The sequence below is a fragment of the Flavobacterium flabelliforme genome (assembly GCF_017948675.1).
Taxonomy (GTDB): Bacteria; Bacteroidota; Bacteroidia; order Flavobacteriales; family Flavobacteriaceae; genus Flavobacterium; species Flavobacterium pygoscelis.
The window spans coordinates 204,769-223,005 of sequence record NZ_JAGFBU010000004.1; the positions used below are offsets into that span (position 1 = coordinate 204,769).

Annotated in this window: 21 protein-coding genes; 15 read left to right on the forward strand and 6 right to left on the reverse strand. The window is 31.0% G+C overall.

Going from position 1 to position 18,237, the window contains the following annotated elements:
• Positions 1 to 90: 90 nt before the first annotated feature.
• From rlmH to J3S90_RS11435, 3 genes are all read right to left on the reverse strand, one after another.
• Complete coding sequence (gene rlmH / locus J3S90_RS11425) at positions 91 to 564, reverse strand: 23S rRNA (pseudouridine(1915)-N(3))-methyltransferase RlmH (protein ID WP_188050430.1); 474 nt, start codon at positions 562 to 564, stop codon at positions 91 to 93.
• A gap of 115 nt (positions 565 to 679) precedes the next feature.
• A complete protein-coding gene (locus J3S90_RS11430) occupies positions 680 to 1,171 on the reverse strand; it encodes a CIA30 family protein (protein WP_210646296.1) in 492 nt (163 codons plus the stop codon).
• 27 nt (positions 1,172 to 1,198) lie between these two features.
• On the reverse strand, positions 1,199 to 1,645 hold the full coding sequence (locus J3S90_RS11435; protein WP_210646297.1) for a hypothetical protein: 447 nt from the start codon (positions 1,643 to 1,645) through the stop codon (positions 1,199 to 1,201).
• A gap of 214 nt (positions 1,646 to 1,859) precedes the next feature.
• Between J3S90_RS11435 and nadC the strand changes: the two genes are divergently transcribed.
• The 4 genes from nadC to priA all read left to right on the forward strand — a co-directional run bounded on the left by nadC (position 1,860) and on the right by priA (position 6,722).
• Positions 1,860 to 2,717, forward strand: a complete 858-nt coding sequence (gene nadC / locus J3S90_RS11440; RefSeq protein ID WP_210646298.1) for a carboxylating nicotinate-nucleotide diphosphorylase — start codon at positions 1,860 to 1,862, stop codon at positions 2,715 to 2,717.
• The gene (locus J3S90_RS11445; RefSeq protein ID WP_188050434.1) at positions 2,714 to 3,625 is read left to right on the forward strand and encodes a YihY/virulence factor BrkB family protein; all 912 of its coding nucleotides are present in this window, start codon (positions 2,714 to 2,716) and stop codon (positions 3,623 to 3,625) included. The genes nadC and J3S90_RS11445 overlap by 4 nt, the downstream gene beginning before the upstream one ends.
• A 142-nt stretch (positions 3,626 to 3,767) precedes the next feature.
• On the forward strand, positions 3,768 to 4,196 hold the full coding sequence (locus tag J3S90_RS11450) for a DUF2147 domain-containing protein (RefSeq protein WP_210646299.1): 429 nt from the start codon (positions 3,768 to 3,770) through the stop codon (positions 4,194 to 4,196).
• Between the two features lie 75 nt (positions 4,197 to 4,271).
• Positions 4,272 to 6,722: a replication restart helicase PriA gene (priA, locus tag J3S90_RS11455; RefSeq protein ID WP_210646300.1), complete on the forward strand. Its 2,451-nt coding sequence runs from the start codon at positions 4,272 to 4,274 to the stop codon at positions 6,720 to 6,722.
• A 114-nt stretch (positions 6,723 to 6,836) separates the two neighbouring features.
• Here the strand turns inward: priA and J3S90_RS11460 are convergent, their stop codons facing one another.
• Positions 6,837 to 7,532, reverse strand: coding sequence for a LytR/AlgR family response regulator transcription factor (locus tag J3S90_RS11460; RefSeq protein ID WP_188050437.1), 696 nt, complete (start codon positions 7,530 to 7,532; stop codon positions 6,837 to 6,839).
• Positions 7,533 to 7,699: 167 nt separating this feature from the next.
• Between J3S90_RS11460 and rpsF the strand changes: the two genes are divergently transcribed.
• The 6 genes from rpsF to J3S90_RS11490 all read left to right on the forward strand — a co-directional run bounded on the left by rpsF (position 7,700) and on the right by J3S90_RS11490 (position 12,424).
• The gene (gene rpsF / locus J3S90_RS11465) at positions 7,700 to 8,041 is read left to right on the forward strand and encodes a 30S ribosomal protein S6 (protein WP_188050438.1); all 342 of its coding nucleotides are present in this window, start codon (positions 7,700 to 7,702) and stop codon (positions 8,039 to 8,041) included.
• Between the two features lie 2 nt (positions 8,042 to 8,043).
• The gene (gene rpsR, locus J3S90_RS11470) at positions 8,044 to 8,340 is read left to right on the forward strand and encodes a 30S ribosomal protein S18 (protein ID WP_066077030.1); all 297 of its coding nucleotides are present in this window, start codon (positions 8,044 to 8,046) and stop codon (positions 8,338 to 8,340) included.
• A 66-nt stretch (positions 8,341 to 8,406) separates the two neighbouring features.
• Positions 8,407 to 8,850 carry a 50S ribosomal protein L9 gene (rplI, locus tag J3S90_RS11475; protein ID WP_210646301.1) on the forward strand — a complete coding sequence of 148 codons (444 nt, stop codon included), beginning with the start codon at positions 8,407 to 8,409 and terminating at the stop codon, positions 8,848 to 8,850.
• A 216-nt stretch (positions 8,851 to 9,066) separates the two neighbouring features.
• Positions 9,067 to 9,540, forward strand: a complete 474-nt coding sequence (locus tag J3S90_RS11480; RefSeq protein ID WP_210646302.1) for a DUF6495 family protein — start codon at positions 9,067 to 9,069, stop codon at positions 9,538 to 9,540.
• Between the two features lie 76 nt (positions 9,541 to 9,616).
• Positions 9,617 to 11,614, forward strand: a complete 1,998-nt coding sequence (gene ligA, locus J3S90_RS11485) for an NAD-dependent DNA ligase LigA (protein WP_210646303.1) — start codon at positions 9,617 to 9,619, stop codon at positions 11,612 to 11,614.
• 108 nt (positions 11,615 to 11,722) lie between these two features.
• The gene (locus J3S90_RS11490) at positions 11,723 to 12,424 is read left to right on the forward strand and encodes a hypothetical protein (RefSeq protein ID WP_210646304.1); all 702 of its coding nucleotides are present in this window, start codon (positions 11,723 to 11,725) and stop codon (positions 12,422 to 12,424) included.
• Here the strand turns inward: J3S90_RS11490 and J3S90_RS11495 are convergent.
• Together J3S90_RS11495 and J3S90_RS11500 are read right to left on the reverse strand one after the other, a co-directional pair.
• A complete protein-coding gene (locus tag J3S90_RS11495) occupies positions 12,421 to 13,332 on the reverse strand; it encodes a bifunctional metallophosphatase/5'-nucleotidase (RefSeq protein ID WP_210646305.1) in 912 nt (303 codons plus the stop codon). The two genes, J3S90_RS11490 and J3S90_RS11495, sit on opposite strands and share 4 nt — an antisense overlap.
• Positions 13,333 to 13,489: 157 nt before the next feature.
• On the reverse strand, positions 13,490 to 14,266 hold the full coding sequence (locus J3S90_RS11500; RefSeq protein ID WP_210646306.1) for a 5'-nucleotidase C-terminal domain-containing protein: 777 nt from the start codon (positions 14,264 to 14,266) through the stop codon (positions 13,490 to 13,492).
• Positions 14,267 to 14,312: 46 nt separating this feature from the next.
• Between J3S90_RS11500 and J3S90_RS11505 the strand changes: the two genes are divergently transcribed.
• From J3S90_RS11505 to coaBC, 5 genes are all read left to right on the forward strand, one after another.
• Positions 14,313 to 14,831 carry a DUF6913 domain-containing protein gene (locus tag J3S90_RS11505; RefSeq protein WP_210646307.1) on the forward strand — a complete coding sequence of 173 codons (519 nt, stop codon included), beginning with the start codon at positions 14,313 to 14,315 and terminating at the stop codon, positions 14,829 to 14,831.
• Positions 14,832 to 14,838: 7 nt separating this feature from the next.
• Complete coding sequence (gene dapA / locus J3S90_RS11510) at positions 14,839 to 15,720, forward strand: 4-hydroxy-tetrahydrodipicolinate synthase (RefSeq protein WP_210646308.1); 882 nt, start codon at positions 14,839 to 14,841, stop codon at positions 15,718 to 15,720.
• A gap of 134 nt (positions 15,721 to 15,854) precedes the next feature.
• Positions 15,855 to 16,649: an outer membrane protein assembly factor BamD gene (locus J3S90_RS11515; RefSeq protein ID WP_210646309.1), complete on the forward strand. Its 795-nt coding sequence runs from the start codon at positions 15,855 to 15,857 to the stop codon at positions 16,647 to 16,649.
• Positions 16,650 to 16,657: 8 nt separating this feature from the next.
• On the forward strand, positions 16,658 to 16,975 hold the full coding sequence (locus J3S90_RS11520) for a DNA-directed RNA polymerase subunit omega (RefSeq protein ID WP_073017603.1): 318 nt from the start codon (positions 16,658 to 16,660) through the stop codon (positions 16,973 to 16,975).
• A 7-nt stretch (positions 16,976 to 16,982) separates the two neighbouring features.
• Entirely contained in the window at positions 16,983 to 18,206 is a 1,224-nt protein-coding gene (gene coaBC / locus J3S90_RS11525) for a bifunctional phosphopantothenoylcysteine decarboxylase/phosphopantothenate--cysteine ligase CoaBC (RefSeq protein ID WP_210646310.1), read from the forward strand.
• Positions 18,207 to 18,237: the final 31 nt, after the last annotated feature.

Genomic DNA, 18,237 nt, shown 5'->3' on the forward strand with positions numbered 1-18,237 from the left:
AAAGTTAGTTGTCAAATTTACTGTTATTCATTCATAATTTTAACGACTTTATTTGACAATTGGACGACATTACTTAGTCAAGACTTTCTTTTACTGATGATGATACGGTTCGTTCTTCAAAATCGTAAATCCTCGGTATAATTGTTCAATAAAAAATAATCGGACCATTTGATGCGAAAATGTCATTAACGAAAGTGAAATTTTACCTTGAGCTTTGGCATAAACCGTGTCTGAAAAACCATAAGGACCACCAATTACAAAAACTAAAGTTTTAACGCCTGAGTTCATTTTTTTTTGCAATTCTTCTGAAAAAGTGACACTCGAAAATGTTTTTCCGTTTTCGTCTAGTAATATAAGTTGGTCTGTAGCAGTGATTTTAGACAAAATCAATTCTCCTTCTTTTTCTTTTTGTTGACTTTCCGATAAGTTTTTTACGTTTTTGATGTCAGGAATAATATCCAAATCAAATTTGATATAAAAAGACAATCGTTTCGTATAGTCGTCTATTAAAGTTTGTAGAGCTTTGTTATCAGTTTTACCAATAGCAATGAGTTTGATATTCATTTTTATTAAATTTCAGAAATGCAAATATATATAAATTACAAATTTTGAAATGTACTTTAATGATGCAAGTTTTTTGAAAACATTTTAAAAATGACAGGAATTAAAAGGTGTTAATTTATTTTATCAGAATTTGATCAATAAGCAATTCAAAATGTTCTCTTTTTTTATTGCCTATTAAAAATGCAATTTCCTCTAAATTTGAACCATCATAATTAGGTAAGTCTAATTTTCTACCTCTAAAATAAGGTTGGAATTCAGTGATTGGAATTTCAATGTTTTGCCAATCTCCATTGGTTTCAAAACTATAAATATAGGAATGAGAATCACTTTTACTGTTTTTTAATCTAAACTGATATATTTTTCCATCGCCTTTTATGTAAAGGCAAATTATTTTGTTTTTGTCTAGAATAATGGGCTCAAAAGCATATTTAACAGAACAAAATCCACCATTGTTTTCTAATGAAACCATTCCTTCAAAAGAACCATGATGTTTAATATTCAAATTTATTTTACTTTCTGATATGCCTCCCATTACACTATCATTTACCACTTTCCAGAGGGAAATTTCACAGTTTTCATGAAATTTAAATAGCGTAATTGGTTGCATTTTGATAGCCTATTTATAGTTATAAATTTATTCTTTAGGTAACGGTTCACCAACAGCAATGTCACATCTATGATTGGCTTGACCGTGTGGTGGGTTCATTCCTTCAGCAGTAACAACTGTTTCAGAAGCTGTAGCAGTAGTAGTGTAAGTCATTGTAGGAGCAGGAGCACTTTGCTGATTTTTTGCTGCAGCAGGAGAATTTAATGGTGCACCAACTGGAATATCACAACGATGTCCTGGTTGTCCATGTTCTGGATTCATTCCTTTTGCAACTGGAGCAGGAGCAACTGAATTATTGGTTACCACTTGTTGCTGTTGTGCGTTTGCTTGAGATTGTTGAGCTTTCATTTGATTGCCAACTTCTGTAAAAGGAACAACAGTGGTCTTAATCGTATTGTTATCTAGGGTATCTTCTTTTTTACAAGAACTCATTAATAGTGATGTTGCAAAAATTAGAGTTAAATAATATCTCATTAAATGTTTTTTTTAAAATGGGTTTTAAATTACTATTTTCAAATATATGATTTTAAACAGTAAACCCAAAAATATTATAATTCATTTTGCTTTTCTTATTTCTTAAATTGTTTTGTTAGAGAGATTTTTAAAAATTTGTAGCATTTCTAACTTTACAAATTTTCAAATCCACAAAATATACATTACTTTAGCCTTCCATAAATTTTATGTAAAAATGATTAGCGAAAAACAATTCAAGCAAGAATTAGATCTAATAATAAAAAATGCTATTCTCGAAGATGTAGGTCCTGGAGATTATAGTTCTTTGGCATGCATTCCAGATTCAGCTACAGGCAAAGCAAAATTACTGGTCAAAGAAGACGGTATTATTGCTGGAGTAGCTTTTGCAAAAATGATTTTTGAATATGTAGATCCTAATATGCAAATAGAGACTTTTATAGCAGATGGAGCTACTGTTAAAAAAGGAGATGTTGTTTTTCATGTTTCAGGAAGTTCCCAATCAATATTAAAGGCAGAAAGGGTAGTTTTAAATTCGATGCAACGCATGTCGGCTATCGCAACAAAAACAAAAAAATACGTGCATTTGTTAGAAGGTACCAAAACTAAAGTATTGGACACTAGAAAAACAACACCAGGTTTTAGAGCTTGTGAAAAATGGGCAGTTAAAATAGGAGGTGGAGAAAATCACCGTTTTGCTCTCTATGACATGGTAATGTTAAAAGACAATCATATCGATTTTGCTGGTGGAATTACTTTGGCAATAGCCAAAACAAAAAAATATTTAAAAGAAAAGAACTTAGATTTAAAAATAATAATTGAAGCTAGAAATTTAGATGAAATTGATGAAATATTAAGAAGTGAAGGCGTTTATCGTATTTTGATAGACAATTTTAATTTTGAGGATACTAAAAAAGCTATCGCTATGATTGGTAACAAATGCTTAACAGAATCATCCGGTAATATAAATGAGAACACAATTCGGCAGTATGCAGAATGTGGAGTGAACTATATTTCTTCTGGTGCCTTAACGCATTCCGTATATAATATGGATTTGAGTTTAAAAGCAATATGAGTGTAGAAATTGAAGCTAAAATTGAAAAAATTCCAATCATTCGGAATCTTGTTCATGGTCTAAAAAAGATAAAACTCCCTTGGTTGGAAGGTTTGTCTTTGTATGATTTATTAGAACTCTATGGTTTAGGAATTGTAGAAAGTGCTTTGACTTATCATGCGAGCGCAATTGCCTTTAGTTTCTTTATGGCATTATTTCCATTTGCTCTTTTTATTTTAAATTTAATTCCTTTTATACCTATTACAGGCTTTCAGGAAGATTTTTTAATGTTTGTTAAGGATGGTGTTCCTCCAAATACTTATGATGCAATTTATAAAATCATTAATGATATTCTGAATAATAGTGATTCGGGATTATTATCTTCTGGATTTATGTTATCCATTTTTTTAATGGCAAATGGATTAAATGGAATTTTAGGTGGTTTTGAAACTTCAAGACATGTTCTCGTAAAAAGAGGTTTTGTGCGCCAATATTTAGTAGCATTGAGTATGTCGTTGCTTTTGTCCTTGTTATTAATAGTTACGGTTTCTACAATTGTAGTTTTTGAGGTTGTTTTGCAACAAACAGTATTTAGTGATCAAGTACAACTCATTGTTTTAGGACGTTATGCGTTTGTTATTTTGATGATTTTAGTTACCACTTCAATCCTTTTTAAGTTTGGAACAAAACAAGTTAAAAACAGAGCTTTTATATCTATCGGATCTGTATTTACAACAATCCTGATAGTTTTAGATTCTTATTTTTTTGGAATTTGGGTAACAAAATTCTCAAAATATAATGAATTATATGGGTCAATAGGAACATTATTGGTTTTGATGTTTTACATTTGGATCAATTGTATGATCTTATTATTAGGCTTTGAACTAAATGCGACCGTAAATAAATTAAAAACAAAAAATAATAACTAACTAAATTAAAATAGCTTTTACTATTAGGAGCTATTTCCTGTTTGAGAAAGATTGAAATCTTGGCATGATTATTTCATTTACCAAATTAGGAGAAAATTTTCTCAACAATCTTAGGAACTTCAGGACTTAAAAACAAAAAAAAATGAAAAACACAATCACAATCCTCTCTCTATTTGTTTCAATGGCTTTTTATGCTCAAGGAAATACGGTCATGGGAAAATGGAAAACTATTGACGACGAGACCGGTAAAGCTAAGTCTATTGTCGAAATCTATGAGCATTCCGGTAAAGTTTACGGTAAAGTTGTAGATATTTTAGATGCAGACAAGAAAAAAAACTTATGTACTAATTGTACAGGCGAAGATAAAAACAAGCCTGTAATGGGACTTGTAATTATAAAAGGTTTGTCAAAAGATGGTAGCGAATACAATTCAGGAAAAATTCTAGATCCTGTTTCTGGAAAGACTTACAAATGCTTTTTAGCCTTAGAAGGAAATGATAAATTAAAAGTGCGTGGTTATATTGGTCTTTCTTTATTTGGAAGAACGCAAACTTGGCAAAGAGTAAAATAAATTTAAATTGTGAGTTATGAGTTTAGAGTAAAGATTCAATTCATAACTCAATTCATAACTCATAATTAATTATAGATGTATTTTGTAGAGGTCATTTTGCCACTTTCCTTGGCTAAAACATTTACTTATAGTGTTTCTGAAACAGAGTTTCATTACATTAAAACAGGAATGAGGGTCGCCGTTCCTTTTGGAAAAAGTAAAATATATACGGCTTTAGTTATTGAAATTCATCAAAACAAACCTGCGTTATACGAAGCGAAAGAGATTCATCAAATTTTAGATGAAAGACCTATAGTTACTCCAATTCAAATAGCCCATTGGCAATGGATTGCTTCTTATTATATGTGCGCTATTGGAGATGTTTATAGAGGGGCAATGCCTAGTGCGCTTTTGCTAGAAAGTGAAACCCTTATTTCTCAAAAAACGGATTTTTTTGTCGATACTAGTCTGCTTTCTGATGATGAGTTTCTAATTTATGAAGCTTTACAGCAGCAAAATTCATTAAAAGTTCAAGATATAATTGCAATATTAAACAAGAAGAATATTTTTCCTGTAATTCAAAAATTAATAGATAAAAATATCTTAATTCTTCACGAAGAAATACAAGAAAGCTACAAACCTAAGCTCGTTCGGTACATTCGTTTGCATCCTAAATATGATTCTAATCAAGGTTTAAGTGAATTGCTTGAAATCCTTAAAAGTGCTAATAAGCAAAAGGAAATCGTAATGCGTTATTTTCAATTAAGCGCAACCGAAAAAAAACCGATAACAGTCAAAAAACTAGTAGAAGAGGCTAATTCTTCTTCTGCAATTGTTAAAGCTCTGATAGAAAAGGAGATTTTTGAAGATTATTTCTTGCAGGAAGATAGAGTGAATTTTAAAGGCAAGATAAACGAAAAAGAATTAGAATTAAGTGAGGCACAGCAAAATGCCTTTGTTGCTATAAAAGAGAGTTTTATTCAAAAAGAGGTTTGCTTACTTCATGGTGTTACTTCTAGTGGAAAAACTGAAATCTACATCAAACTTATTGAAGAATATCTAGCAAGCGGAAAACAAATCTTGTATTTATTACCAGAAATTGCTTTGACAACACAATTAGTAGGTCGATTAAGAGCTTATTTTGGAAATAAAGTAGCTGTTTTCCATTCGAAATACAATAACAATGAACGCATCGAAGTTTGGAATCAAGTATTGCAAAATTCTGAAAAAGCACAAGTAGTAATAGGAGCAAGGTCTTCTTTATTCTTACCATTTGATAATTTAGGATTTATAATTGTTGATGAGGAGCATGAGCAAACCTTCAAGCAAGTTGATCCTGCGCCTCGTTATCATGCGCGTGATGCAGCAATAGTATTGGCTCATTCGCACAAAGCAAAAGTTTTATTGGGTTCAGCGACGCCTAGTTTAGAAACCTATTTTAATGCTACATCTGAAAAATTTGGTTTAGTAGAAGTGTCAAAACGATACGGAAATGTTATGATGCCTATTATTGAATTAGTAGATCTTAAAGATAAATATTTCCGAAAGAAAATGACTGGACATTTCAGCGATGTTTTAATTGCTGAAATTACAACAGCTTTGTCATTAGGCGAACAAGTTATTTTATTTCAAAACAGAAGAGGCTATTCGCCCATTGTAGAGTGTATTACTTGCGGTCACGTTCCGCAGTGTCAACAATGTGATGTGAGCTTAACGTATCACAAACATAAAAATCAATTGCGATGCCATTATTGTGGTTATACCATGGCAAAACCAACGAATTGTCATGCCTGTTCGAGTATAGATTTGACCACTAAAGGTTTTGGAACCGAACAAATAGAGCAAGAATTACTTTCTATTTTTCCAAGTTCTAAAATAGGGAGAATGGATCAAGATTCGACTAGGGGAAAGTTTGGTTTCGAAAAAATTATTGATAGTTTCAAGAATAGAGAAATAGATATTTTAGTAGGTACGCAAATGCTAGCTAAAGGATTGGATTTTGATAATGTAAGTTTGGTAGGAGTTATGAATGCTGATAATATGTTATACCATCCGGATTTTAGAGCTTTTGAGAGAAGTTTTCAAATGTTAACACAAGTTGCTGGAAGAGCAGGAAGAGCTGAAAAACAAGGCAAAGTTATTATACAAACTTATAATCCAAATCATAATACGATACAACAAGTGGCAAATAATGATTATGTTGGAATGTATAAAGAGCAGCTTTATGACCGACAAATTTATAAATATCCACCGTATTTTAGGATCATCAAATTAACATTGAAACAAAGGGATTATGACAAATTAAAAGAAGGTGCAATGTGGTTGTATCAAGTAATGAGTCAAAATTTGAATATGCCTGTTTTAGGCCCAGAAGAGCCACTTATAAGCAGAATTAGAAATGAATACATCCGCACCATTATCATTAAAATACCTCAAAATACTTCTATAGGTGCTACAAAAATTACTATTCAGAAAATGTTGAATAGTTTTGAAGCGGTTGCTCAATATAGGGCTATAAAAGTAATGCTGAATGTTGACTTTTACTAAAAAAGATTATTTGATATTACTACTATTAGAGATTATTGATGACTTATAAATAAAATCCCCCATTTTTTTTAATTAAAAAAAATGGGGGATTTATAATTTATTGATTTTATTCTTTTAAGAGAATGAAAGCGCTTTGACTAAGTCTTCTTTCTTGTGTCTACTTAAAGGTATTTTAGTCATTCCAATTTCGGCATACTTGCTATTAAAACGCTCTACTTTATCAATATTGATGATGTAAGACTTATGTACTCTGACAAATTTTTCTTTTGATAAATCATTCTCAAAAGATTTCATCGTCGAAAGGACTAGATTGCTATCGTCTTCGGTTACAACTCTAACGTAATCACCAAAAGCTTCAATCCACTTAATTTTAGAAGTGAAAATTTTTAATTTTTTTAAATTACTTTTAATAAATATATGTTCTCCTTCTTCTTCTTTATTGTCTTTTTTTAATAAGTGAGAATCAATAGCTCTTTTTACTGACGAATTAAAACGATCAATGGCAATAGGCTTTTGAAGGTAATCTGTTGCATCATAATCAAAAGCTTTCATAGCATATTCAGCCTTAGAAGTGATAAAGATAATTTGAGGTTTTACTTTTAAACCATCAAGAAAATCAAAGCCACTAATAACAGGCATCTCAATATCAAGAAAAATCAAGTCAACGTTATGTATAGCCATACAATTCTTGGCTTCTATAGCATTAGAGAAGTCGCCTATTAAGTTCAAATTTTGATGATTATTAACTAACTTAGCTATTATCATTCTCTGGATAGAACTATCATCCACTACGACACAGTTTAGTTTCATAAATAATGAATTTTTAGATTTGGCTACGTAAACATACTTTTTTTATTTGAAAAAAACCAAGTGAATTTCCTTTTTTTTAGTCATTCGTCGAATAAAAGGAGTTAAGACTTGTTTGTTTAAAAATATTGATTACTTTTGCACCCAAAATAACATATAAATATATTTTTATGAATCATTATGAAACTGTTTTCATTTTAAATCCCGTTTTATCTGACACACAGGTAAAGGAAACAGTAAGCAAATTTGAAGATTTTCTTACTAGTAGAGGAGCAGAAATGGTATCGAAAGAAGATTGGGGTCTTAAAAAAATGGCTTACGAAATTCAAAACAAAAAATCTGGTTTTTACCATTTATTCGAATTCAAAGTACCAGGAGAAGTTCTTATTGCTTTTGAAACTGAATTTAGACGTGACGAAAGAATTATGCGTTTCTTAACTGTAAGTTTAGACAAACACGCAATTTCTTGGGCGGAAAGAAGAAGAACTAAATTAAAAGCAACAAAAGCGTAATCATGGCTACACTACAACAATCGGCTTCAGGAAAAAAAGACGGGGATATTAGATATCTTACGCCTTTGAATATAGAGACAAACAAACAAAAAAAGTATTGTCGTTTCAAAAAATCAGGTATCAAATATATTGATTATAAAGATGCTGATTTCTTATTGAAATTCGTAAACGAACAAGGAAAAATTCTTCCACGTCGTTTAACTGGAACTTCATTAAAATACCAAAGAAAAGTTTCAGTTGCTGTAAAAAGAGCTCGTCACTTAGCTTTAATGCCATACGTGGCGGATTTACTAAAATAATATTTAACAAAGTTTGTTGGTTTTCTGAAATATGAAACCTAACTTCTATAATACAAGGACAACAACATGGAACTTATTTTAAGACAAGACGTTCAGAATTTAGGATTTAAAGATGATATCGTTACGGTAAAAAATGGTTACGGTCGTAACTTTTTGATCCCAACTGGTCAAGCACATTTAGCTACTTCTTCTGCAAAGAAAGTATTGGCTGAAAACCTAAAACAAAGAGCGCACAAAGAAGCTAAAGTTGTTGCAGATGCAAAAGCATTAGCAGAAGCTTTAAAAGCTATCGAAATTAAAATCTTCGCGAAAGCAGGTGGTGAAAAATTATTCGGTTCAATCACGAATATTGATATCGCTGCAGCTTTAGCTAAAGGTGGACAAACAATCGATAGAAAATTCATCACTAGCGGAATCGTTAAACGTACTGGTAAATATACTGCTAACGTTCGTTTACATAGAGATGTAATCGTTGAATTGGATTATGAAATTGTTGCTGAAAAAGCATAATTTCTATATTTAGATATCTAAATCCCGATGAAAGTCGGGATTTTTTTTGTTTTAATTACCTCACGAAATACCGAAGAAATTGATTTTTTTTCTTGAAAATAATTTTATTTCAACACCATTTTAAAATTCTTTTCAATTTCGTGAAAAAGTGATTATAATTACAAGTCATAAAAAATTTCTTCGCGCTTTAATGCCTTAGCGGCAAAATTTACTATTATGAAATACTCCAGATTAACTAAAGAACAATTTGAGAAACTAAATCAGGAATTTAGTACTTTCCTAGCGACGCAAACTATTGATAAAGCAGAATGGGATACCATTAAAAAAGAAAAACCAGAAGTGGCTGAACAAGAATTAGATGTTTTTTCTGATTTGGTTTGGGAAGGCGTTCTTACAAAAGCAGAATTTTTAGAGCATTTTTCTAAAAATCATATTTTTCTTTTTCAATGTTTTGATACCCACGTACAATCTATCGTGTTGAAGTCTTTGGTTCCCGAGACTGATTTTTTAACTAAAGAAGGATTGCAGTGGTTAAGCGACAATATGTTTACCGATACTATTGAAATGAAAATAGGAAAGAAAGAATTTACAGAAGATCGAAACACTTCTCTTTTTGCATTGATTCAGCAAGGTGCATTTTTGAGTGATGGACTTTTGTACAAACAAATAAATTCGATTATTGAGTCGTAATTTTAGTGTTTTTATTTTTAAATTGGTTATTTTAGTACGCTTTTACAGAAACTAAAATAGCCAATTTTTATTTTATATGGACATCCAAAATACAATTCAGACTCTCAGAGAGGAATTAAATCAACACAATTATAATTACTATGTGTTAGATGAAGCATTAATTTCTGATTATGATTTTGACTTGAAATTAAAACAACTTCAAGAACTTGAAAATCAGTATCCTGAATACTTTGATGAAAATTCTCCAACACAAAGAGTAGGTGGTGCTATAACCAAAAACTTTCAAACAGTTGCGCATCAACAACGCATGTATTCTCTTGATAATTCTTATTCTAAAGAAGAATTATTAGATTGGGAAAAACGAATTCAAAAAGTATTAGGAGACGTTCCTTTAGAATATACGTGTGAATTAAAATACGACGGCGCATCAATTAGTATTACTTATGAAAATGGAATTCTAAAACGTGCGGTAACTCGCGGAGATGGTTTTCAAGGTGATGATGTTACCAATAATATTAAAACTATAAAATCAGTTCCATTAAAACTGAAAGGAAATTTCCCTGAAAAGTTTGATGTTCGTGGAGAGATTATTTTGCCATTTGCTGGGTTCGAAAAAATGAATCAGGAATTGATTGAAATAGGTGAAACACCTTATTCTAATCCTAGAAATACAGCTTCAGGAAGTTTAAAATTACAAGATAGTGCCGAAGTAGCAAAACGTCCGTTAGATTGTTTGTTGTATTTTTTAGTAGGTAACAATCTTCCTTTTAAATCTCAATTTGAAGGACTAGAAGTCGCTAGAAACTGGGGGTTCAAAGCGCCTAAAGAAGCTAAATTGGCTCGAAATTTGCAGGAGGTTTTTGAATTTATTGATTATTGGGATATACATAGACACAATCTTCCTTATGAAACGGATGGAGTAGTGGTAAAGGTTAATTCTTTTCATTACCAAGATGAATTGGGTTTTACGGCTAAATCGCCACGTTGGGCAATTGCTTATAAGTTCAAATCAGAACAAGTTTCTACAAAATTAAATTCAATTTCTTATCAAGTAGGACGCACAGGAGCAATAACTCCTGTTGCTAATCTAGAGCCTGTACAATTAGCAGGAACCATTGTAAAAAGAGCTTCTTTACATAATGCTGATCAAATAGAAAAACTCGATATCAGAGTTGATGATACTGTTTTTGTAGAAAAAGGAGGTGAAATTATACCTAAAATAATTGCAGTAGATTTAAGTAAAAGACCACAGAATTCAGAACGCACAAAATACATTACCCATTGTCCAGAATGTGAAACTTTATTGGTTCGCAATGATGGTGAGGCCAATCATTACTGTCCTAATTTTTATGGTTGTCCTCCGCAAATTATTGGCAGAATTCAACATTATATTTCTAGAAAAGCAATGGATATTGAAGGACTAGGTGGTGAAACCGTTGCGCTATTATTCAATAATGGGTTGGTTCATAATTATGCTGATTTGTATGAATTAACAGTGGATCAAATTCTTCCTTTAGAAAGAATGGCTCAGAAATCTGCAGAAAATTTGGTTAAAGGTGTTCAAAATTCCAAAAATATACCATTTGAAAGTGTATTATTTGCTTTGGGAATTCGTTTTGTGGGTGAAACTGTAGCTAAAAAATTAGCGAAACACTACAAGTCTATTGATGCTTTAAGGAAGGCAACTTTACCAGATTTGATTTTAGTAGACGAAATAGGCGAACGTATAGCAAAAAGTGTAATAGAATTTTTTGATAATGCTGAAAATAAAATTATTATAGAGCGATTGAAAAATTATGGAATTCAGTTTGAAATTATAGAGAAAATAAATCTAAATGCGACCAATAAACTTGCAAATAAAACCTTTGTAGTTTCTGGAGTTTTTGAAAAATTCTCACGGGATGACTTAAAGAAAGCAATTGAAGATAACGGAGGAAAAGTGGGAAGCTCTATTTCTACCAAAACGGATTATGTGGTTGCTGGAGAAAATATGGGACCAGCAAAACTGGAGAAAGCTAGTAAACTCAATATTCCTATTATTTCAGAAATTGAATTTATGAAATTAGTAGAATAATAATTTGTACATTTATTATTAAATTAAACTTATTTACTCTAAGTCGCTCTTTATGAGTGGTTAATGGTGAATTGGTGTATTTTATAAATTGAAAAAAAACAAATTATTATGTTTACTCTTAAACATGAAAATAGGATTGGAAAAAGCTTGTCTTTACTTTTTTTTATCATAGTGATAATTGAAGTAGTGATAGAATTCTTTTTTGATAAAGGCTTGTTGTTTTTTTTTAAACCATTATTGTCAATTGGGATTATGGTTCTTTATTGGAACATGTCTAAAAAACGAAATTGGCTCTTTTTTATAGTTCTCTTTCTTTCCTTAATTACTAATGTTTTGTTTATACCCAATACTCAATATTTATTGTTTTTAGGTCTACTCGTTTTCTTAGTACACAGAATCCTTTTAATTTATTATGTTATTCAATTAATTAAACTCAAAGATTACATTCCTTTTTTTATTGCTATAATCCCTTTTGTATTTATTTTTTTCTATCTCTTGTTAATTTCTACTGGTATCGACACCAAAAGTTACGTTCTACTAGTGTTTCAAAACATACTAATATCTGTAATTGGAGGTCTCGCTTTATCCGAATATCTAATGGATCCTAACAAAAAAAATGCTTGGTTGTTTATTTTTGGATTATTGTCTCTGACACAATATTTTATTGTTTTTATAGAAAAATATTATTTATCTAACTTAGCGCCAATCGTGTTTAGACCATTGGCGATGTTGCTAAATGCGGGTGTTTATTATGTTTTCTATCGCTTTGTTATAGATGCAGAAACGAATGCTATGAAAAACATTAGTTAAACCACGATTGATCTTCCTTGGTGTGTTTTATTTTTGTCCGAATCAAAAAACACATCAATTCTTCCAAGATTAATTCCGTAACATCCTACTTGGTTTACTAGTACGTCTTTGTCCTCAATATTTTTCACAATAGTTGGTTTATCTAGAAAGGTGTGTGTATGTCCACCAATTATCATGTCAATATCTTTTGTTAAAGTAGCTAATTTTAAATCACATATTTTATTAGGTTCATTTTTATAACTGTAACCAATGTGAGACAAACAGATAACCAAATCGCATTTCAGTTCTTTTTTTAATATACGAACCATATCTTGAGCAGTTTCTACAGGATCATTGTAAACTGTTTCTCCGTACATTTTTTTATCAACCAAACCTTGTAATTCAACTCCCAATCCAAAAACACCCACTTTTATTCCGTTTTTATCAAAAACTTTATAAGGCTTTACAAACCCATTCATAACTGTATTTTTAAAATCGTAATTAGCCGATATAAAATCGAAGGTAGCATGCGGAAGTTGAGCATATAAACCTTGTAAACCGTTATCAAAATCATGGTTTCCTATAGCAGAGGCATCATATTTCATCATGCTCATTAGTTTAAATTCTAATTCTCCTCCATAATAGTTAAAATAAGGAGTTCCCTGAAAAATATCTCCTGCATCAAGAAGCAGTACGTTTGGATTTTCTTTTCTAATTGTTTCTATCAATGCTGCTCTGCGGGCTACACCTCCCATATTTGCATTTCTCGGATGATCTGCCGGAAATGGATCAATATAACTGTGTACATCATTGGTATGTAAAATGGTAAGGTGTTTGGTCTTTGAGGTTTCAAAACTACTTAAGGAAAGTCCTAAACTCAATAAAGCTGAAGTTGCAGCTGTTTTTTCTATAAATTCTCTTCTTTTCATTTTATGTATTTTTAGTGATCGCCAGTATAAGGCAAATAACAATCAGGAGCTTTTTCCCGCTTTACGCTGTATCCACGCTAAAAAGCGTGGGATGCCGCTTCAATCGGGCTAGGGGGTAATGTTTCTAAAGAATATCTTTCTTTCAGACTTCTTTTATCTATTCAACAGTTATTCTAACATCAGTAATTACTGGAATGGTATCTACTTGCTTAAAATAGTCAATAAGTATGTCTCGTAACTTGTAATCTAAATAAAATTTCTGAACTGCTTTTTTAAAGAAATTCATATTATCGCCACCATCAGATAAATAATCATTTGTTCCTACATAATAAATAGTCTCTTTTTGAAGTGGTTTTCCTTGGACTAATATTTTTTTAGACTGATTGTTTTTATCAATTGTAAATGTTATTCCAGAAAGAGGATGTGGCTTTTTATCAGCGATAAAGAAATCAACCATTTCATTGATTTGCTCTCCTTTTAAAGCAATTACAACCATACTGTTTTCAAACGGCATAATCTCAAAAGCATTTCTAGCGGTTACATTCCCTTTTGGAAGTATAGAACGAACACCGCCACTATTTAGCAAGCAAATATCTATTTTTTTGTTTTCTCTTGCTTCAAATACAAGATTCCCACGCATTAAAGAAACATCTGCCATAAGATTACCAATAGTAGATTGCCATTTTCCGCTTTTATCAAGTGTTACTGGGCAGTAAGCAAGAATACTGTCTAAATCCTTATTAATATGTTCTCTGTATGGTTTTATAAAATTCTCAATTTCAGCAACTTGATTTTCCTTCTCAGTAATAGGAAATTGTTTGCCAACAATCTTAGTGACTTGATAATTTTGTTTACTACACGATGTGACTAAAAATAATGTTAAGAATATAACAAAAAGTTTAGAAACGTCATTATACTTTTTTAGATTTACCATTTAAATGCAACTTAATTAATTAATTTTGTAACCAAGTAAAAGTAATATGTTTTTAAAATATATAAAGGATTTTATTGTAAAAAAAACATTTAAAAATAACTTGGAAAATACAATTGCTATTTTCTCTGATAATAGAATTCAAAAAGTAGGTTTATTGATTGATAAAACTAATTTTTCTGAAACAAAAAGTCTTGTTAAGGATTTGATTAGTAATGGTTTTTTGTCTGAAAATATTAAAATAATCATGTATTGCGATACGATTAATAAAACATACATAGAAACCTATCCTACCTTTGGGTTCAGTGCGATTTCGTGGAACGGAAAAATTGTCGATCCAGTTGTTAGTGAATTTATAAATGAAAAAACGGATCTATTGATCAGTTTTTACGAGGTAGAAAGAGCAATTTTATTGCAAATTACAAAACAATCAAAAGCCGAATTTAAAGTTGGTTTTGCAACAATTGATCAACGATTGAATCATTTTATGATCAACACAACTCTTACAGATTATGATATTTTTGTAAAGGAGTTATTTAAGTATTTAAAATTATTAAATAAAATATAAGACTAATATGCAATCATTAATAGGAACTGGTGTAGCTCTTGTAACGCCCTTTAAACTCGATTTTTCAGTAGACACAGAAGCTCTAAAAAGAATTGTAAAATATTCAATTGACGGAGGAATTGAATATTTGGTAGTTTTGGGTACTACCGCAGAAAATGCTACGTTATCAGTAGAGGAAAAAGAATTAGTGATTCGTACAGTAATCGAAGCTAATAAGGGAACTTTACCATTAGTTTTAGGCGTTGGCGGAAACAACACAATGAAAGTAGTAGAAGAGCTAAAAACGAGAGATTTATCTGCATTTGCAGCCATACTTTCCGTTTCTCCTTATTATAACAAACCTACTCAAGAAGGAATTTATCAACATTTTAAAGCGGTTGCAGAGGCATCTCCAATTCCTGTTATTTTATATAATGTGCCAGGAAGAACAGCCAGTAATATGCTTCCTTCAACTGTATTGCGCTTGGCTAATGATTTCAAAAATGTAATTGGTATAAAAGAAGCAGCAGGAGACATTGTTCAAGCCATGCGAATATTAAAAGATAAACCTAAAGATTTTCTTGTAATTTCAGGAGATGATATGATTGCTTTACCAATGGTTTTAGCAGGAGGTTCAGGAGTTATTTCTGTAATTGGTCAGGGTTTTCCAAAAGAATTTTCTGAAATGATTAGTTTAGGACTGAATAAAAAAGTAAATGAGGCTTTTAAATATCAATATCTATTATCGGATTCTATTGATATGATTTTTGAACAAGGAAATCCTGCCGGTATTAAGGAAGTCTTCCTGTCATTGGGAATTTCAGAGAACACCGTGCGTTTACCACTCGTGCAAGTAGATCATTCTTTATCGGAAAGACTGCATGAATTTGTTAAAAAAATCAATAAATAAGTTTAAATAAAGACTGTTTTTTTAAACGAAAAATATATTTTGAAGTCGCTAAATTAATAACTAAATTTGCCACCGAAACTTCGGTATGATTTCGTAGGTTGTTTCAATCAAGAAATCATGAAAAAAGTAAAAAAATGAAAAAAATAATATCTCTATTGCTTCTTGTTGCTATTTTTAGTTCTTGTAATGAGTATCAAAAAGCATTAAAATCCGAAGATGTTGCTGTAAAGTTTGAAATGGCAACTAAATTATATGATTCAGGTAAATATACTAAAGCAATTCGAATTTTCGAACAAATTGCTCCAGCTTACAGAGGAAAACCGCAAGCTGAAAAATTATTTTACATGTTTGCTCAGTCTTATTATAAAACTAAACAATATTATTTAGCAGGATACCAATTTGAAAGTTTCGTTTCAGGATATCCTAGAAGTGAAAAATTGCAAGAAGCAGCTTTTTTAGGTGCAAAGAGTTATGCGATGTTATCTCCAGTTTATAGTTTAGATCAAACGAGTACTAATAAAGCTTTGGATAAATTACAAATGTTTATTGATAATTATCCTAATTCACAATATTTAGCGGAAGCAAATAGTACTGTAAAAGTGCTTAGTGAAAAAACAGAAAAAAAGGTTTACGAAAACGCTAAAGGATACAATACAATTTCAGATTATAAATCGGCTATTGTTGCTTTAGATAACTTTGTTTCTGATTATCCAGGAACACCTTTTAAAGAAGATGCATTGTTTTATAAGTTTGATTCTGCTTATCAACTAGCGATTAATAGTATTCCTTCTAAAATGGAAGAAAGACTACTTGTTGCTAAAGCAGCACATTCAAATTTGATTAAATTTAATGCTGAAACAAAATACAAAAAACTTGCTACCGAAATGTTAGTGAGAATTGAAAAAGATTTACAAAAATTTACTAAATAAATAAAGTCATGGATTTAAAAAAGACGAATGCTCCAGTAAATACAATAACTTACAACAAAAGTGTTATTGAGGAACCTACTGGTAATGTGTATGAAGCAATAACCATTATGGCTAAAAGAGCAAATCAAATTAACTCTGAAATCAAAAAAGAATTGACAGAGAAATTAGAAGAATTTGCTACATATAATGACAGTCTTGAAGAAGTTTTTGAAAATAAAGAACAAATTGAGGTTTCTAAATTTTACGAAAAATTACCAAAACCACATGCTTTAGCAGTTCAAGAATGGTTAGATGGTAAAATCTATCACAGAGATTCTAATAAATAATAGTACGATGTCAGTTTTAAACGGTAAGAAAATTTTACTAGGTATTTCTGGTGGAATTGCAGCCTATAAAACAGCTTCATTAGTACGACTTTTCATAAAAGCAGGTGCACATGTCCAAGTGATAATGACACCTGCTTCTAAGGATTTTATAACTCCACTTACGTTATCTACGTTATCTAAAAATCCTGTTTTTTCTAGTTTTTACAATCAAGATGAGGAGAACGAAAAATGGAATAATCATGTTGAATTAGCACTTTGGGCTGATTTGATGATTGTTGCGCCTGCAACAGCCAATACGTTATCTAAAATGGTAAATGGGACTTGCGACAACCTTTTGCTTGCTACTTATTTATCTGCTAAATGTCCCGTATATTTTGCGCCAGCAATGGATCTTGATATGTACAAGCATCCTTCTACTATTTCTAATTTTGCAAGGCTTTCACAATTTGGAAATATTATAATTCCAGCGGAGTCTGGCGAATTGGCAAGTGGTTTATCTGGAGAAGGAAGAATGGCAGAACCAGAAACTATAATTCATTTTATAGAACTTGACTTAAATAATAAATTGCCGCTTAAAGGGAAAACCATTTTGGTAACTGCGGGTCCAACTTATGAAGCAATAGATCCTGTTCGTTTTATTGGGAATCACTCTTCTGGTAAAATGGGTTTTGATATAGCAAATAGTGCTGCGAATTTAGGCGCACAAGTAGTATTAATATCTGGACCTACTCATTGTAAGGTTGTAAATTCATCCATCCAGTTGGTTGAAGTTGTTACCGCTCAAGAGATGTATGAAGCTTGTCAAAAATTTTATCCCGATGTTGATGTTACTATCGCTGCAGCTGCTGTGGCGGATTACAAACCAAAAAACGTTGCGTTACAAAAAATAAAAAAGGCAGCCGATAGTTTTGTTATTGAATTGGAAAAGACAAAAGATATTTTAGCCTCGCTAGGAGATCAAAAGAAAAATCAATATTTAATTGGTTTTGCACTAGAGACAGAAAATGAAATAGAAAATGCAAAGTTAAAAATCAAGAAAAAAAACTTAGATTTGATTGTATTGAATTCTTTACAAGATGATGGTGCTGGTTTTGGTAAATCAACAAATAAAGTTACTTTTATTGATAAAGATTTTAATATTGAGCCAATGCAATTGAAATCAAAAGAAGCCGTTGCCGATGATATTTTGAACAAAATAATAGCTCATTTTAATATTCTTGATAGGGAATAAGAAATACTTCTTTTTCGCAGCTTCGATTTAG